The sequence below is a fragment of the Agriterribacter sp. genome (assembly GCF_035445465.1).
Lineage (GTDB): Bacteria > Bacteroidota > Bacteroidia > Chitinophagales > Chitinophagaceae > Agriterribacter.
This window is the reverse complement of the sequence record NZ_DAOMQT010000020.1, coordinates 1-17,096: the sequence shown is the minus strand read 5'-3', so window position 1 is coordinate 17,096 and position 17,096 is coordinate 1. Positions and strand designations below refer to the sequence as shown.

General features: G+C 43.5%; 12 protein-coding genes and 1 tRNA gene. 6 read left to right on the top strand and 7 right to left on the bottom strand.

Annotated elements, in window-relative coordinates; translation table 11 throughout:
- Positions 1–293: 293 nt before the first annotated feature.
- Positions 294–2,813 (bottom strand): cation-translocating P-type ATPase, encoded by a 2,520-nt coding sequence (locus tag PLE34_RS11625; protein WP_324557083.1) that lies wholly within the window; start codon positions 2,811–2,813, stop codon positions 294–296.
- A gap of 174 nt (positions 2,814–2,987) precedes the next feature.
- Positions 2,988–3,059 (bottom strand) — tRNA-Glu (locus PLE34_RS11620).
- A 202-nt stretch (positions 3,060–3,261) separates the two neighbouring features.
- Here PLE34_RS11620 and gap point away from each other — a divergent pair.
- Together gap and PLE34_RS11610 are read left to right on the top strand one after the other, a co-directional pair.
- Positions 3,262–4,272: a type I glyceraldehyde-3-phosphate dehydrogenase gene (gap, locus tag PLE34_RS11615; protein WP_324557081.1), complete on the top strand. Its 1,011-nt coding sequence runs from the start codon at positions 3,262–3,264 to the stop codon at positions 4,270–4,272.
- Positions 4,273–4,497: 225 nt separating this feature from the next.
- The gene (locus PLE34_RS11610; protein ID WP_324557078.1) at positions 4,498–5,697 is read left to right on the top strand and encodes a phosphoglycerate kinase; all 1,200 of its coding nucleotides are present in this window, start codon (positions 4,498–4,500) and stop codon (positions 5,695–5,697) included.
- Between the two features lie 542 nt (positions 5,698–6,239).
- On the opposite strand, the gene lepA is transcribed toward PLE34_RS11610, so the two are convergent.
- Positions 6,240–8,033 carry a translation elongation factor 4 gene (lepA, locus tag PLE34_RS11605; protein ID WP_324557076.1) on the bottom strand — a complete coding sequence of 598 codons (1,794 nt, stop codon included), beginning with the start codon at positions 8,031–8,033 and terminating at the stop codon, positions 6,240–6,242.
- 366 nt (positions 8,034–8,399) lie between these two features.
- Positions 8,400–9,395 (bottom strand): sterol desaturase family protein, encoded by a 996-nt coding sequence (locus PLE34_RS11600; RefSeq protein WP_324557075.1) that lies wholly within the window; start codon positions 9,393–9,395, stop codon positions 8,400–8,402.
- Positions 9,396–9,483: 88 nt separating this feature from the next.
- Between PLE34_RS11600 and PLE34_RS11595 the strand changes: the two genes are divergently transcribed.
- On the top strand, positions 9,484–9,744 hold the full coding sequence (locus PLE34_RS11595; protein ID WP_324557072.1) for an acyl-CoA-binding protein: 261 nt from the start codon (positions 9,484–9,486) through the stop codon (positions 9,742–9,744).
- 13 nt (positions 9,745–9,757) lie between these two features.
- On the opposite strand, the gene PLE34_RS11590 is transcribed toward PLE34_RS11595, so the two are convergent.
- Positions 9,758–10,594 (bottom strand): sugar phosphate isomerase/epimerase family protein, encoded by an 837-nt coding sequence (locus PLE34_RS11590; protein ID WP_324557070.1) that lies wholly within the window; start codon positions 10,592–10,594, stop codon positions 9,758–9,760.
- Positions 10,595–10,790: 196 nt separating this feature from the next.
- On the opposite strand from PLE34_RS11590, the gene PLE34_RS11585 reads away from it, so the two are divergent.
- Positions 10,791–12,173, top strand: a complete 1,383-nt coding sequence (locus PLE34_RS11585) for a Gfo/Idh/MocA family protein (RefSeq protein WP_324557068.1) — start codon at positions 10,791–10,793, stop codon at positions 12,171–12,173.
- Between the two features lie 6 nt (positions 12,174–12,179).
- Here the strand turns inward: PLE34_RS11585 and PLE34_RS11580 are convergent, their stop codons facing one another.
- Both PLE34_RS11580 and PLE34_RS11575 read right to left on the bottom strand, forming a co-directional pair.
- Complete coding sequence (locus PLE34_RS11580) at positions 12,180–13,712, bottom strand: magnesium chelatase (RefSeq protein ID WP_324557066.1); 1,533 nt, start codon at positions 13,710–13,712, stop codon at positions 12,180–12,182.
- A gap of 15 nt (positions 13,713–13,727) precedes the next feature.
- Entirely contained in the window at positions 13,728–14,855 is a 1,128-nt protein-coding gene (locus PLE34_RS11575) for a vWA domain-containing protein (RefSeq protein ID WP_324557064.1), read from the bottom strand.
- A gap of 475 nt (positions 14,856–15,330) precedes the next feature.
- Between PLE34_RS11575 and PLE34_RS11570 the strand changes: the two genes are divergently transcribed.
- Entirely contained in the window at positions 15,331–15,993 is a 663-nt protein-coding gene (locus PLE34_RS11570) for a hypothetical protein (protein WP_324557061.1), read from the top strand.
- Entirely contained in the window at positions 15,993–17,030 is a 1,038-nt protein-coding gene (locus tag PLE34_RS11565) for a DUF262 domain-containing protein (RefSeq protein WP_324557058.1), read from the top strand. The genes PLE34_RS11570 and PLE34_RS11565 overlap by 1 nt, the downstream gene beginning before the upstream one ends.
- Positions 17,031–17,096 lie beyond the last annotated feature (66 nt).

Below are 17,096 nucleotides of genomic sequence, written 5' to 3'. Positions count from 1 at the left end.
TTTAAATGGACATACCCCATTAAGTTGACACAACACGACAGAGAAGAAGAGTATTCGTACAACATTCAGTTTTGCGTCAGCAGGGGGCGACGAATAAATCCTCATCTTAGTGCTACTACTGCATCAATATTATTCAAAATGTTATTGATAAAACTCCGATTAATTTATTGATAAATAATGCAGGAGTAGGCGGAAGAAATTTTTTGTTAGAAACCGCTTCCAGTCAAGAGTTGCTGGAATTATTTCAAGTTCATTTCACGTTTCACCAGTTGGTAAAGATGGCCTATACTGTTCTATTTCCGGCCGATCATGCCTTTTCGCTTCGCCCATTTCCATATTTCAAACCATAATACAGAAACGGCGGCGGCAGCGCTGCAAATCAGTAATTCTACCGGAGAAAGCGGTATAAGTGTAAAGAAGGTGGCTACCGGAGGAAGGTAGAGCATAACCATTAGCAACAGGATAGTGGCTGAAATGATATATACCATGAGTGGATTGTGGTTACGCATTTCAGATAGCAGCGAATAGTAAAAAGAGCGGTTGCACAGGGTAAGAAAAATATTGGCAAGTACCAGCGTAGTGAAAACCAGGCTTCTTACACCGGATTCATCATAGCCGTTTTGTACGCCATGCCGGTACATGAATAGTACGCCGGCTGTAATAACCAGCCCCTGGATAATGCTGATGGCCATTTCGTTCAGCGATAAAAAAGTAGCGGTAAACGGGCGGGGAGGAACATGCATCGCGTTTTGCTCCATGGGCTCATTTTCATATACCACCGAACAGGTAGGTCCCATAATCAGCTCCAGGAAAATAACATGAACGGGTGTAAATATGGCCGGGTATACCCATCCCAGGAAAAGGGGTAATGATACCGTGAGTATAATAGGTATGTGAATAGATATGATGTATTGCACGGCCTTTTTAATATTGGTATAAATTCTGCGGCCGATGGCTATGGCATCCACCATTCCCAGCAAATCGTCATTGGAAAGGATAAGCGCGGCCGCCTGTTTGGCTATTTCCGTTCCTTTATTACCCATGGCGATACCTATATGAGCGGCTTTTAAAGCGGGCGCGTCATTTACGCCATCGCCTGTCATGGCTACAATTTGCCGGTTGTTTTTTAAAGCATTTACGGCAGCCAGCTTGGCTTCGGGAAACATGCGGGTAAATATGTTGATGTTCATCAGCTTTTCCTGCATTCCGGCTTCGGTGAGTTGTAGTAATTGCGCTCCGTTCATGGATGATCCGGCATTTTTTAAGCCCGCCTGCTGTGCTATGGCCCTTGTGGTAACTTCATTATCGCCTGTAATAATTTTAACGGCGATACCTGCCTGGTAAAATTGTTCAAATACGGATCTGATATTGGGCTTTGGCGGATCGTAAAAGGCCACAAATCCCAGCAATTGAAAGGGTAGTTGCTGCTGCCTTGCCGGGAAGTTGTTATCCTCAAAAGAAGAAGATGCCACACCGAGCACACGGTATCCCTTTTCCGCCAGTGCGTTTACCTGCTGCAGCATGGCTGTGCTTTCCGCTTCGGTGAGTTTGCTCACAGCTATAATGGCTTCGGGCGCTCCCTTGGCCGCCACTATACGTTTGCCTGCCCGGTTTTCAAACAGGTGTGTCATCATGGGGGGTGTACCCTCCAGCGGGTATTCGTGTAGCATGGTATATTCACTGCGCTCATCATGGCCTGTATTATTTTCGTAGGCTTTGTGCAACGCTTTTTCCATCGGGTCAAAAGGCACGGGTTCGCTTGCCCACATGGCATATTGTATAACTAACCCCGCGGTTTTGTCGTATCCTTTATCGTTTTCATACAAGCTGTGGCTGGCACAGGCGTATACTGCCCGGAGGCTCATTTGGTTTTGGGTGATGGTGCCCGTTTTATCGAGACATATAACCGTAGCGCTGCCCAGGGTTTCCACTATCCGTATTTTTTTTACGATGATGCCCAACTGCATCAGCCGCCAGGAGCCCAAAGCCATAAAAGTGGTAAAAGCAACAGGTATCTCTTCGGGTAAAACGCTCATGGCAAGGGTAAGCCCTTTTAGGAGGCTGTCGGTTAAGCTGCGGCTTTCCCAATAGTTTACAAGCCATACCAATAAAAAAACAAGGATGCCGGCTATTGCCATGCCCTTTACAAATTTTTCAATTTGCCGTTGCAGGGGTGTGGCTTCTTCACGAATACCCGATATAGATTCCCCGATTTGCCCGATTTTAGTTTGCTTGCCTGTGTGCAGTACCTCGCATATGGCAAGTCCTGATACCACCAATGTGCCGCTGTATACCATGTCATCTTTTGCGCCGGCAGATTTAAATACGGAGTAAGCCTCGCCCGTGAGCATAGATTCATTAACGGAAAAGTCGTTGCTGTGTACAATTTTTCCATCTGCATTAATGGTATCGCCTTCTGCCACCAGCAGCATATCACCCATTACGATATCGCGGGTGGGAATGCTGATCATTCGGCTGTCCCTGATCACTTTGCTCCGGGGCTGATTGATCTTTTCCAATGCTTCCAGCGCCCGGCGGCTGCGGTTGTCCTGGTAAAATGAAATGCCTGAAACAATGATAATGGCGGCCAGCATAAAATAGGCCTCGCCATACTCTCCGAGGATAAGATAAATGATGGTTACCGCTATTAACAGCAAAAGCATGGGCTCTTTCAGCATTTCTAATAATATCCGCCACCACGCCCTGGCGTTGGGCATTACCTGGTGATTGGCGCCATACTGTTTTCGTGCCGCTTCCACCTGGGCTGCATTCAGCCCTGTTATATATCCGGGTATATTTATTTTAGCAGGCATGCAGTTTTTTGTACAATATTAAGCAGGTAAAATGTATAAGGGAAACTATTGTTAAGTGAAGTGTGTGTTGGGGGGCACTCCGGCGCTGAAAGATTCGCCGGGCACGCTATACGCAATAGCCTGGTTTAAATGAAAACGGAGATTCTCAATTTTTTATTGAAAATCTCCGGAATGTAGCCCGTACGAGAATCGAACTCGTGATTCATCCGTGAAAGGGATGCGTCTTAACCCCTTGACCAACGGGCCATTATCAATTTTGGGAGTGCAAAGATATAGTTACCGCCATATCCCTCCAAAACTTTTTCATAAATAGTTTCAATTCCGCTTCCGGCATGGCTAAACGGCTTTTTTACATGCATAATATAAGGTTGTTCAATCATTTCTTCCCTGTTTATAGATTGGATGTCGTAAATTTGCATCTCATTTTAAAAAGCTAAACAATTGTACAATGAGCACAGTAAAAGTTGCAATTAATGGTTTCGGAAGAATAGGACGGTTAGTATACCGCCAGATATATAATATGGAAGGCATTGACGTAGTAGCTGTCAATGATTTAACCAGCCCTACAGTGCTGGCGCATTTATTAAAATACGATACCGCACAGGGCCGCTTTAACGCCGATGTTAAGGCAACCGACAATTCGATCACAGTTAATGGCGATGAAATTAAAATATATGCTCAGAAAGACCCGGCGCAGATTCCCTGGGGAACGCACCAGGTAGATGTGGTGCTGGAATGTACCGGCTTCTTCGCCGATAAAGACAAGGCTTCGGCACACCTTACCGCAGGTGCTAAAAAAGTGGTGATATCCGCACCGGCTACCGGCGATATTAAAACCGTGGTATTTAATGTTAACCATAATATATTAGATGGCAGCGAAACGGTGATCAGCTGCGCTTCCTGCACCACCAACTGCCTGGCGCCTATGGCCGATACCTTAGACAAAAAATTCGGCATCGTTTCTGCCTTAATGACTACCATTCACGCCTACACGAACGATCAGAACACGCAGGATGCACCTCATCCCAAAGGCGATCTTCGCCGTGCAAGAGCCGCTGCACAAAATATTGTTCCCAACAGTACCGGAGCTGCAAAAGCAATCGGTTTGGTTTTGCCTCAACTGAAAGGGAAATTAGATGGCACCGCGCAGCGTGTTCCCGTTCTTACCGGCTCACTAACCGAATTAACCAGCATACTTGCTAAAAAAGTAACGGCAGAGGAAGTAAATGCCGCCATGAAAGCAGCTTCCAACGAATCGTATGGCTATAATGAAGATGAAATTGTAAGCAGTGACATCATCGGAATAACGTATGGTTCTCTTTTCGATGCTACGCAAACCAAAGTATTATCGGTTGGCGATACCCAATTAGTAAAAACAGTAAGCTGGTACGATAATGAAATGAGCTATGTGAGCCAGTTGGTGCGTACCGTTCATTATTTTGCCAAACTGATCAAATAGTATTTCATTTACCGCTACCGGTATCAATAGCGGTTTTATTGCACCCCGTTCTTAGGGCGGGATCTCTGTAATGCACCCTTAAACTATATACCATGGAAATAGTATAGACTCCTGTTATATCCGTATGCTGCTATATAAACTGCATACGGATATCATGCTGTCAGGTTCGGGTATATGCAGCAGGTAACGTCTCTTTCCGGTTGGTATCTTTAAATTGTTTGTAATATGTCTAAATTCTCTTCCTGTAATTTCAAAAATCAGAAAGCATTGGTTCGGGTTGATTTTAATGTTCCGCTCAATGACAAGCTTGAAATTACAGACGATACCCGTATGCGTGCCGCAGTGCCTACCATAAAAAAAATACTGGATGATGGCGGCATGGTTATATTAATGAGTCACCTGGGCCGGCCAAAAGGCGGTCCCGAAGAAAAATACTCTTTAAAACCGCTTATCAAACATTTAAGCGGTCTTTTGGACGGCATAACGGTTTTATTTGCCAATGACTGTATAGGAGAGCAGGCTTACACAACGGCTGGCATGATGAAGCCGGGAGAGGTATTGCTTCTTGAAAATCTTCGTTTTTATAAAGAGGAAGAACAGGGTGATGAAGCATTTGCGAAAAAGCTGGCGGGGCTTGCTGATATCTATGTAAATGACGCTTTTGGTACCGCCCACCGGGCACATGCTTCAACCGCGGTGATTGCTAAATTCTTTCCCGTAGAAAAAAGGATGTTCGGTTTGCTGATGGAAGGAGAGGTGAAGAGTGCTGAAAAAGTATTGCACCAGTCTGAAAAACCCTTTACTGCTATTATCGGTGGCGCCAAAGTATCCGATAAAATACTGATCATAGAAAATTTATTAAAGAAAGCCAACGATATCATTATCGGCGGTGGAATGGCCTATACCTTTATTAAGGCGCAGGGTGGTAAAATAGGCAAGTCCCTATGTGAAGAAGACCGCTTAGACATGGCCGATGAATTATTAAAGAAAGCAGCCGGCATGGGAGTTAATATTCATTTGCCTTCCGATTCTATTATTGCAGACCAGTTTAACGCCAGCGCAAATGTTTCTTCTGCTCCCAGTAATGCTATTCCCAACGGCTGGTTAGGATTGGATATCGGCGAGCTGGCGAGAAGTGAATTTGCCAACGTGATCAAAAGATCAAAAACCATTTTGTGGAACGGCCCGATGGGCGTTTTTGAAATGGAAAAGTTTCAGTTAGGAACCAAAGCCATTGCGGAAGCAGTAGCTGAAGCTACCGAAGATGGCGCTTACTCTTTAGTAGGCGGCGGAGATTCAGTAGCAGCCGTTAACCAGTTTGGATTTACAGATAAGGTGAGCTATGTGTCTACGGGCGGCGGCGCCATGCTCGAATATTTTGAAGGAAAAACATTGCCGGGCATTGCGGCGGTGTCGGCGCTATGAGATTTTAAATTTGATATTTAAGATTTGAAATGGATTCGGGTTGCAGGTTGCAGGTTGCAGGTTTCAGGGGAGTTACTGCTAATGACAGGCTGGGTTCTTCTGCTTCGGTTTTTTTTAATTTACAGTTTATTGTTTATAGTTTACGGTTGCATTTTGCTTCGAATTTCGAAGTTCCGGCTTCGGATTTTTTAATTTACAGTTTATTGTTTATAGTTTACGGTTGCATTTGGCTTCGGATTTCAAACTTTCTGCTTCGGATTTGAATATTGCCTGTCATGCTAAGGAACGAAGCATCTGTATATTATTTGGTTCTTGTGATTTGTGTTTTGGTGCTTTGTATTTCCATCGAATTTCGGATTTCACGGCTTCGGATTTTTTAATTTACAGTTTGTCGTTTGTCGTTTACGGTTGCATTTCGCTTCGGATTTCAAACTTTCTGCTTCGGATTTGAATATTGCCTGTCATACTAAGGAACGAAGCATCTGTATATTATTTGGTTCTTGTGATTTGTATTTTGGTGCTTTGTATTTCCATCAAATCCGTCAGTCTTCCAGCTTCAGCACGGCAAGGAAAGCTTCCTGCGGAATTTCTACGTTGCCGATCTGGCGCATGCGTTTCTTTCCTTCTTTTTGCTTTTCCAATAGCTTGCGTTTACGGCTGATATCGCCGCCATAACATTTTGCCGTAACATCTTTACGCATAGCCGAGATCGTTTCCCGGGCCAGTATTTTTGCGCCAATAGCCGCCTGTATGGCTATTTGAAATTGCTGGCGGGGCACCAGCTCTTTTAATTTTTCGCAAAGCTTTCTGCCAAAATCCTGCCCTTTGCTGCGATGGATCAATGCGCTTAACGCGTCTACTTTGTCACCATTTAATAAAATATCCATCTTCACAATATCGGCTTCGCGGTAACCTATAGGATGATAATCAAATGAGGCATAGCCACGCGTCTGGCTTTTTAATTTATCGTAAAAGTCGAATACAATTTCGGTAAGCGGCATTTCAAATACCAGCTCCACACGGGTAGTGGTAAGGTAGCTCTGGTTAATGAGCATACCTCTTTTACCAAGGCATAACGTCATTATATTGCCGATATATTCCGGTTTGGTAATGATCTGCGCTTTAATATAAGGTTCTTCAATCCTTTCCGTTTTTACCGGGTCGGGAAACTCGGTAGGATTATTTACAATCACTTTTTCCCCTTTGGTGGTATAGGCTATAAAGCTTACGTTGGGTACCGTGGTAATAACCGTTTGGTTAAATTCTCTTTCTAAGCGTTCCTGTATGATCTCCATATGCAGGAGTCCTAAAAAGCCGCAGCGGAAACCAAACCCTAAGGCCTGCGAGGTTTCCAGCTCAAACGTAAGAGACGCGTCATTCAACTGCAGCTTATCCATACAGTCGCGCAGCTCCTCAAACTCATCCGTGTTTACCGGAAAAATACCGGCAAATACCATGGGCTTTACTTCCTGGAATCCTTTAATGATTTCCTGCGTGGGATTAACCGTGGTGGTGATCGTATCACCCACTTTTACTTCTTTCGCGTTTTTGATACCTGTAATAATATAGCCCACATCGCCGCATTTCACTTCCTGCTTTTCGGTCATCTTCAGCTTCAGGATGCCTATCTCATCTGCTTCGTACTCCTGGTTGGTGGAAACGAACTTTACCTTATCACCTTTTTTAATAGAACCGTTTAATATACGGTAATACACGATAATACCCCTGAAGCTGTTGAATACACTATCGAAGATCAGCGCCTGTAAAGGGGCAGTAGGATTTCCTTTGGGAGGAGGTATCCTGTTTACAATGGCATCAAGGATGCCATCTATGCCTATACCTGTGCGGCCGCTGGCCAACAGGATTTCTTCCGGCTTGCAGCCAATCAGCTCAATGATCTGATCCTTCACTTCTTCGATCATGGCGCCATCCATATCTATTTTATTGATCACCGGAATGATCTCCAGGTCGTTGTCAATAGCCAGATAGAGGTTGCTGATCGTTTGCGCCTGTATGCCCTGTGTGGCATCTACCAGTAGTAAAGCGCCTTCGCAGGCGGCCAGCGCACGGCTTACTTCATAGCTGAAATCCACATGTCCGGGTGTATCAATCAGGTTCAGCGTATATTTTTCGCCATCGGAATGCGTGTAATCAATTTGAATGGCATGACTTTTAATCGTAATGCCTTTTTCTCTTTCAAGATCCATATCGTCTAATACCTGGTCCATCATATCACGGTCACTGATGGTATTGGTAACCTGTAATAAGCGGTCGGCCAGCGTGCTTTTACCGTGGTCAATATGGGCTATTATACAAAAATTCCGGATATGCTTCATGTACGCTGTTCCTTTAAAGCGGAACTCCTTTTATTTTTTTGAACGGGCAAAGGTAAGTGTTTTGACTATCAATTTAAAGCGGGAGTTTAGAGGGGCGCATTTCAAATTGTCGCCAGTTGGTGCGGACATTATGTCCGTCAACTTAAGTTTTTTTAGAGGAGGAAACTGCATCTCACCTTCCGGCACGTGGAGACACGTGCCGGGGCAATCGCCGTGGTACGTGTCTCACGTACCACCACCAGGGCTTCTTTTTATTTAAGTTGACGGCTATGGTGCGGACACCAACCGGGGCGGCGAACCCGCTACCGGTCGGTGTCTCACCGACCGGAAAGTTGTACATGGAGCGAAAAATTGAAATACGCCCGTTTAGAGCGGTTTGTTATGCGTTTGCAGGTATTGCTGCCGCACCACCTTTGCTGTTTTATGATCACCGGTGTGGCTCCATCCCGGCGGCATGATAAGGTACAGTAATTTATTTTTGAAGCCGGGCGCTTTGCGGATATCATGCCATAATGCGCCAAATTCTCCAAAATTTACATCTATGAAACTATTGGCATTCATGGGCCGGGTAATGCCATATTCAACAGGCATTTCCTTGTGTTCATTTTCAAAAGTTCCAAAAGCTTTATCCCATATATTCAGCAGGTTGCAGAAATTGGTATCCATGTACAACGGGTTCCTGGCATGATGCACCCGGTGATGCGACGGGGTGAGAATGATCCTGTTTAAAAATCCCATACGGCCGTCTTTCATAATATTTTCTCCCACATGAATAAAAGCGCCCCAGGTGCCATCAATAAACATGATAAAGAAAAGCAGCGGCGGATTTACGCCTGCCAGAATGCAGATCGAAGTTCGTATTACATCGGCATAAGGAGCTTCTAAGAAAAAATGGGTGTATGTAACCGACAGGTTCATGGTTTGCGGTGCGTGATGGGTGGAATGCAGGCACCATAATATTCTTACCTTATGCGCCAGGAAATGATAAATGAAATGTGAAAATTCCCAGATGATATACCCGTAAATCAGCCAGTACCAGGTAAACGAAGTTTTGATAGGGGCATATTTTTCAAACAGGCCTATACAAAACGCAACGGCGGCTATAGATATGAACCGCGATACAAAACGGTTGAAAACATAAATCAGGAACGGTACTTTGTAGTCTTCAACTTTAAATTTTTTATAAGCGGCGCTTCGTATAATTTCAATAATCAGCAACAGCGGGATAAAGGGCGAAATAGCGCCCAGGATACCCTGCAGGGTAAGTAACCGGCTGTAATCGCCCGATCTGAACATGTTTACGAGCTCACCCATGCCCAAAAATCCAATCACTTCATGGTATAGTGTTTCAAAAAAATTCATATGTAAAAAAGCGCAGGGTTAATAAATATTCAGGCCAAATGCTTTTGTTAGGTACAGACTTGTTATTTTCACACAAAATTACGGATATATGGAATTACAAAAGCTGTTTGAACAGGCTGCAGGAGAAAGCAAATCGCTGTCTGAAAAGCCAAGTAATGAAACCCTGCTTCAATTGTATTCGTTGTATAAGCAATCAACAGAAGGCGATAATAATACCGAACCGCCGTCTAACCCTTTCGATTTTGTTGCTAAGGCCAAATACGAGGCCTGGCTGGGCATAAAAGGAAAAACAAAAGATGCGGCTATGCAGGAATATATCAGTCTTGTAAACAAGCTAAAAGAAAACTGATTCCCTGTTTTTGTCAGCTCATCACTCCCCTTAAATACCCTGCCGATTCAGCAATTCCCGGCAGGGCGTCTTTCATATCTTTTTCAAATTCTATACTGCATACCCCGCTATATTTTATGTTGCGTAATGCCGCTATCAGGGCGGGGAAATCAATGGCTCCACGTCCTGCCTCTATCGCTTTACCTTCTGCTTTTGCAGCGGTAACATCTTTAATATGCAGATCAAAGATCCTTGAAGCATAATCTGTAACCGCATTTTCCGGCTTTGCCCCCGCACGGAAAGCATGTCCTATATCCAAACAGAGCCCCATGCGTTTGTCCATTTTGCTGATGCGGTCATACACGTCCTTAGGAGCCGGGTACAATTTATCTTCCGGCCCGTGATTATGAATGGCCATCCTGATATTATATTCTTTTACTTTTTTTTCTGTATACGCCAGCAGGTCGTAACCCGGAACGCCAATGATCAGGTTCACACCTACCCGTTTTGCATAATCAAAAGCGCGGTCAACCTCCGCTTCCGTTTTCATATATATAACGCCCACGGTATATACCTGTATGCCCCCGGCTTTAAATTGGGCCAGCACTTCATCAATGGTTTGTTGTGAGCTGTTTAATGGGAGATGAAAGTCTTTAACAGAGAGGTTACTTATGCCCACGCGGTTCATGATGGCAATGGTTTGATCTATAGTGTAATTAACAAAAGAATAACCTGCCATTCCTGTTTGTAAAAACGCTTGTTTTATCATTGTTTTGTTTCGAACAACATTTGCGGCGCCCGAAAACGGCAACAGGGAAGAGGCTGATAAAGCAATAGCAGAGGTTTGGATGAATTTTCTTCTTGACGACATACGGTATACTTTTATAAATTGAAATTTAAGGTAAGCAATTTTTGCTTATCACCCGTATCGTGAAAATGCATTGCTGCTTACCGTATCCGTTTTTTCCGTGCAATGCAGAAGATGCAGCGGCAGGGTTTGCCGTTTGCCTTATGATCTTTACATTTACAGGAGGGTTAGCACCGTTGATGAATATAAAACTATATCCATGCCTTTAAGAAATTTTTCATTCAGGAACATTGCAGTAGAAACATTTAATCAGGCAACAGAATCCATTATTTTTACCTGGAAAGAAATTGCAGCGATCTTAGGCTTAAAGCAGGATATTTATAAAAACCCGCTGCACCGCCCGCTCGGCAAACCCGTAAGCGCTATATTAATCGGGGCAGGTAACCGGGGCAATATTTATGCCGATTACGCGCTTATCCATCCCGATGAATTAAAAATGGTTGGTGTTGCCGATCAGAATGCTGTGCGTAACGGGAGGTTTGCACGAAAGCACCATATTCCTGCCATGAACCGTTTTTATAATTGGGAAGATGTTTTTGCAAGGGATAAATTTGCCGATGCCGTAATTATCGCCACACCCGATGCTTTGCATACGGCTCCCTGCCTGCGCGCCTTGGATGCGGGTTACGATGTGTTGCTGGAAAAGCCTATAGCGCTTACGGAAAGCGAATGCAGGCTCATCCACGAAAAGGCTAAAGCTACAGGCCGCATCGTTGGCGTATGTCATGTATTACGGTATTCTCCATATTTCAAACAACTCAAAGAGATCATTACTTCCGGCACCATCGGCGACATTGTAAGCGTGCAGCATATGGAACCGATAGGGTTCGATCATATGGCGCATTCTTATGTGCGCGGTAACTGGCATAACAGCACCAAGTCTTCACCCATTATACTGGCAAAGTCCTGTCATGATACCGATATTTTACGGTGGCTAATTAATGAGCCTGTGGAAGATGTGCAATGCTTTGGAGGTTTACGTTTATTTAAGGAAGAGAACGCGCCGGCAGGAAGCACAGAAAGGTGTACAGATCATTGCCCAGTGGAAGAAACCTGTCCTTTTTCTGCCCTGCAGATCTATTACCGCGACAGGAAAAGATTATATGTTTTTGATTTGCCCGAACAGCGCCGTAACTGGGATTATATTATCTTAAAAAAATTAAAGACCACCGATTATGGCCGCTGCGTATACCGTATGGATAACGACCAGCCTGATCATCTCACCGTTAATATGCGTTTTGGTAAAAATATTACCGCGGCCTTTTCTATGGAAGGGCTCACTTCCTATGAAGGGAGGGCTACCCGCATAATGGGTACAAAAGGCGATATTGTTGGCGATATGGAAGCCTATACCATCACAGATTTCCGGACAGGACAAAAAACCACCTGGAGCTTAAAAACGGATTTTCATGGCGGCGGCGATCACCGGCTGGTGCAGGACTGGGTGCAGGCCGTGGGACACCAGGATGCACAAATACTTTCTTCAACCATTGATGTTTCGGTTGTAAGCCACCTGATGGCCTTTGCCGCCGAAAGAAGCAGGCTGAATCATACCATTGAGGAAGTGAAACTGCATAAGTGAGCGGTCTTAATATCCTTCCTGCTCAAACCCGTCTTCATCTTCAAAAGATGAAGCTTCCTTACCCATATTGAGCATGGAGCCCATCAGGTCTTTGAATTCAATTTTACCGTCTAATACTTTTTTGCTGATCAGCGAGTACGACGACAGGCCGTGCAGGATCAGCTCCATCAGCAGGGCAGCTTCTTTTTCATTGGCATGAGGAAACGTTTTTTTCACAATGCTGTACAAGCCGTCTACCTTATACAATAGCTGGATCTTTTCCTTATCGGTTACATTAAATAAGATGTCTAACGTATTTCCCTTGTCGAACCAGTTAATAACAGGCCGGTAAAGGTTATCAGGTTCTTTTTGCTGTGTCTTTCTTTTCTTCAGGGTATCGGGGTTGGGAAAATACTGCACAAACTGCGTGCGGATGGCTTTGCCCAGCAAATTAAACGCTACCTGGTAAGGGCCTTCCTGCTCCCCTTCATACACCAGCTCTACTTTGCCCGTAACCGAGGGAATGATGCCGCTAAGGTCGGATATCCATACCTGCGTTTCCTTTTCTTTGTTGATGATCGCTCTTCTTTCGGCGGCGCTTACCGCGTTTTCGTATGCCGCAATGGGTAAACGGGCCGAAACACCGCTTTTCTGGTCTACCATTTCACTTGCCCTGGCTTCAAAAGCCACCTGTTCAATGAGGCGTTTTACCAGGTCGCTGATCTTTACTTTTTCCGTTTGGGCTTCCGGTATATCCGCTTCCTGTTCGGTAATGGTAAGGGAGTCTTCAATATTTTTAGGGTAATGCGTTAATATCTGGCTTTCTATACGGTCTTTCAGTGGCGTTACAATAGATCCCCGGTTCGTGTAGTCTTCGGGGTTAGCTGTAAATACAAATAATATATCAAGGGGAAGCCGCAGCTTAAACCCGCGGATCTGTATATCGCCTTCCTGTAAAATATTAAACAAAGCTACCTGTATCCTCGCCTGCAGGTCGGGCAGCTCATTGATTACAAAAATACCCCTGTTGCTTCGGGGGATGATGCCATAATGAATAACTCTTTCATCGGCAAAAGTGAGCTTAAGGTTGGCAGCCTTTATGGGATCCACATCTCCTATAAGATCGGCAACGCTTACATCGGGTGTTGCTAATTTCTCCCCGTAGCGTTCGCTGCGGTGCAGCCAGGCTACCGGCGCCGCGTCTCCTTTTTCGGCTATCAGCTCCTGCGCATAGCGTGAAAGAGGTTGGAGGGGATCGTCGTTGGTTTCACTGCCGGCAACAACCGGTATATATTCGTCCAGCAGTTCCGTCATCTGGCGGGCCATACGCGTTTTTGCCTGCCCGCGCAAGCCGAGGAATAAAATATTGTGCCGCGACAAGAGCGCTCTTTCCGTATCGGGAATAACGCTTTCATCGTATCCTATAATACCCGGAAAAGTAGGATCACCTTCCCGGAGCTTCCGGATGAGGTTATTTCTTACTTCATCTTTAATGCCCTTACTTTTATATCCCGATTTTTTTAATTCGCCTAATGTTGCGGGTAATATGTTTTTGCTCATTTGTTCATTCCTTTTTTAATATACCGTTTTTTGTTTCCCGTTTTCAAAATCCCTGAATACAAATGCACCCAGGTTATCCAATGCTGCAAAAAATGCTTTGCCATTATTGGTTTCTGTAAATTCCGTTACAAAGCGCTGCAGGTAGGGATCCGTGGCGATCATAAAAGTAGTGATGGGGATCTTTATTTTTTTGCACTGGGCCGCAAGGTTAATACAGCGGTTAATGATCTTACGGTCTAACCCGAAGCTGTTTTTATAGTATCGTTTGCCCAATTTAAGACAGGTTGGTTTTCCGTCGGTGATCATGAATATCTGCTTATTGGGATTTTTGCGCCGCCTTAAAATATCCATCGCCAGTTCCAGTCCTGCTACCGTATTGGTATGATACGGACCCACCTGCAGGTAAGGAATATCTTTAATTTCAATGGGCCATGCATCATTGCCAAACACTACAATATCCAATGTATCTTTCGGGTATTTGGTAGTGATGAGCTCGCTGAGCGCCATCGCCACTTTTTTGGCAGGTGTAATCCGGTCTTCGCCATACAGGATCATCGAATGCGAAATATCTATCATCAGCACCGTGGAAGTTTGCGATTTAAAATCCGTTTCCCTGATCTCCAGGTCGTCTTCCCCCATTTGCAACTGGTCTATGCCGTGGTTGATCTGTGCGTTGCGGATAGAGCTCACAAAATCTATCTGCTCCAGCGTATCACCAAACTGGAAAGGCCGGGTTTCGGGATTGATCTCATCGCCCTGGCCCGGTTTAAAAGTCTGATGATTGCCTTTTTTGGTTTTTTTAAGCTTACCAAAAATTTCTTCTAAGCTCCTTTTGCGTATCCCTTTTTCGGTTTTGGGTGTAATGCTGATAGATCCGCTCTCCCTGTTTTCGTCAATATACCCTTTATCTCTTAATTCGTCAATAAAGTCGCCCATACCGTATTCGTCATCGGTTAACTGGTATTGTTTGTCTAATTGCGTAAGCCAGTTCAGCGCTTCGCCCGCATCGCCGCTGGTATAGGTAAGCAATTGCATGAACAGGTCGAGCAATTGTTCAAACCGGCTTTTGCCGTTTTGCCGCGGATCGTATAGTGAAAAATGAAACCCTAACATATCAACTCCTTCTTTTTTTAACAGGCGCATTGCATGAGGTAAAACCGGAAGCAGGAAGCAGGTTGCATGGCGTGATCAATCGTTGAAGCAGTACAATTTGTGTTTTACCTCTTACAGTTGCCCTGCAATTTAAGACTTTCGCGGCAGATAGGGATGTTATAAGTTCCGGGGTCCCGGCCGCCGTGTTCTGTACTTCAATGAATTCGAAGTAGTACAGGCATCTCCCATGGGGTCTGTAATGCGCAGGAACACACTAAAACCGCCATCTGCGAGGCAATCTATACCATATACTAAAAAAATAGCAGTTTTTGATAAAAAATGAATAGGTTTGAAATGGTTTCAATCCGCACCGCTATAACGCCCGGCAATCAACCCGTTTTATTCCATTTGTATAATTTTTGACTCAGCGGGATAATAAAGGGATATCCCTGTTAGGCGTTTGTAAACGCTTAAAAGCGACTATAAGTGCTTACAAGCGTTTATAAGTATTTATAAATAAACTAAGTTGCGTAAAGCGATGAGTTACCAGCAATTAAGTAACACCCTAATAATTAAAGTCCCATACGGAATGACGCCTGAAGAATTTAAACAACGTATCATAACCGACAGCTTAGACACAATCTTGACGGACATTTTATTAAGCGATGAAGCTAAGCATGTAACAATAGATCAACAAAACCTAATTAGGAAAAGTCTTTCAGAGAAATTCAACGTTCCTATCGATTCAATAAATTTGATTATTGTTGGATCGGCGAAACTTGGATTTTCGATTTCGGAAAAAAAGAATAAAATAGACAATTCAGTTCTTCCGAGATATAGACAATTCAGTCCTCAATCTGATATTGATTTGGCTATTATTTGTACTCCAATTTTCGAAATACTTTGGAATGAGTTGTCGAAGTACTCCTTTAGCGTACCATATTATCCATGGCAGTCGAATAAGTTTGGGAATTATTTGGTTTGTGGTTGGATCAGACCTGACTTTTTTCCTCAAAGAGTTAGGCTAAGAAAATGCGACGATTGGTGGGATACTTTCAGATATTTGTCTTCTCGCCAGGTATTAGGTCGACGAAGAATTAGAGGTGGGCTATTTTACAACTTAGAGCAATTGAAAACTTATCAAAGCAAAGCACTTTTAGAATGTATAAATATTGAAAAACTAAAATAATGAAAACGGCATCAAATAATAAAAAGATTCGGGAAATAATCACTTTAGTAAAAGAAGGGAAAGTTATACCACGTCCTGAATTTCAAAGAAGACTAGTTTGGTCAAGAGAGGATAAAAATCATTTTATTGACACAATATTGAGAGGTTTTCCTTTCCCTGAGATTTATTTGGCTGATGGAGACATCAATTTAGAAACAGGTGAAGGAACTCAGCTTCTTGTCGATGGTTTACAAAGAGTTAATACGATGTTTCAATACTTCACTGGCGATAAGGAGCTTAAGTTGCTTAATGTACCTAGTTATGAAGAATTGGGAAAAGACGAAAAACAGCAATTCTTGCAATATGATGTTGCAGTCAGAGATTTAGGCACAGTGTCTAAAGAGCAAATAATAGAAGTTTTTAAGAGACTTAATGCGACAAAATATTCATTACTTGACATAGAAATTAGTAACGCAGTTTATGCCGGAGAATTAAAAAAAGCCAGTGAAACTTTTGCTTCAAATTATTTTTTTGAAAAGCATAATGTATTTAATGCCGCAGACTACAAACGCATGGGAGATTTACGGTATTGCTTAACAATAATTGCAACCTATTTGGTAGGTTACTTTAATAGAGATGAAGTATTTGAAGAATTGCTGGATAGATATAATGATGATTTTCCATTAAAAGATGAAATTAGTGCAAGATTGCAGAGAGTAATGGATTTTATTGAAGAATGTGGTTTTGATTCAAAATCAAGAATCTGGAGAAAAGCTGATTTATATTCAGTTTTTATAGAACTAGATTCAGCTTTGAATATACAAGCCATCAAATTACAGCCAGGAGACGTTCTTGCTAATTTAGAAGGTTTTTTCGATGGAATTAATTCGCAAGCAGGAGATTTGAAATTTGCACAAAATGTTTATTATAAGGCGGCTTTACAGGCAACTAATGATAGATTGAATAGAGTTCGTCGTGGATTAATTATAAGCCAAATTCTTTTAGGGACTACGCTGGATCAAATCGAAGAAAAATTAAAAGAAGAAGGTCTTGCATAGATAACTGCTGGTAATAACTAAGCTTTCGTTGCGTCCGAAGGACGAAAAATGAAAGCGTTGTTGAAC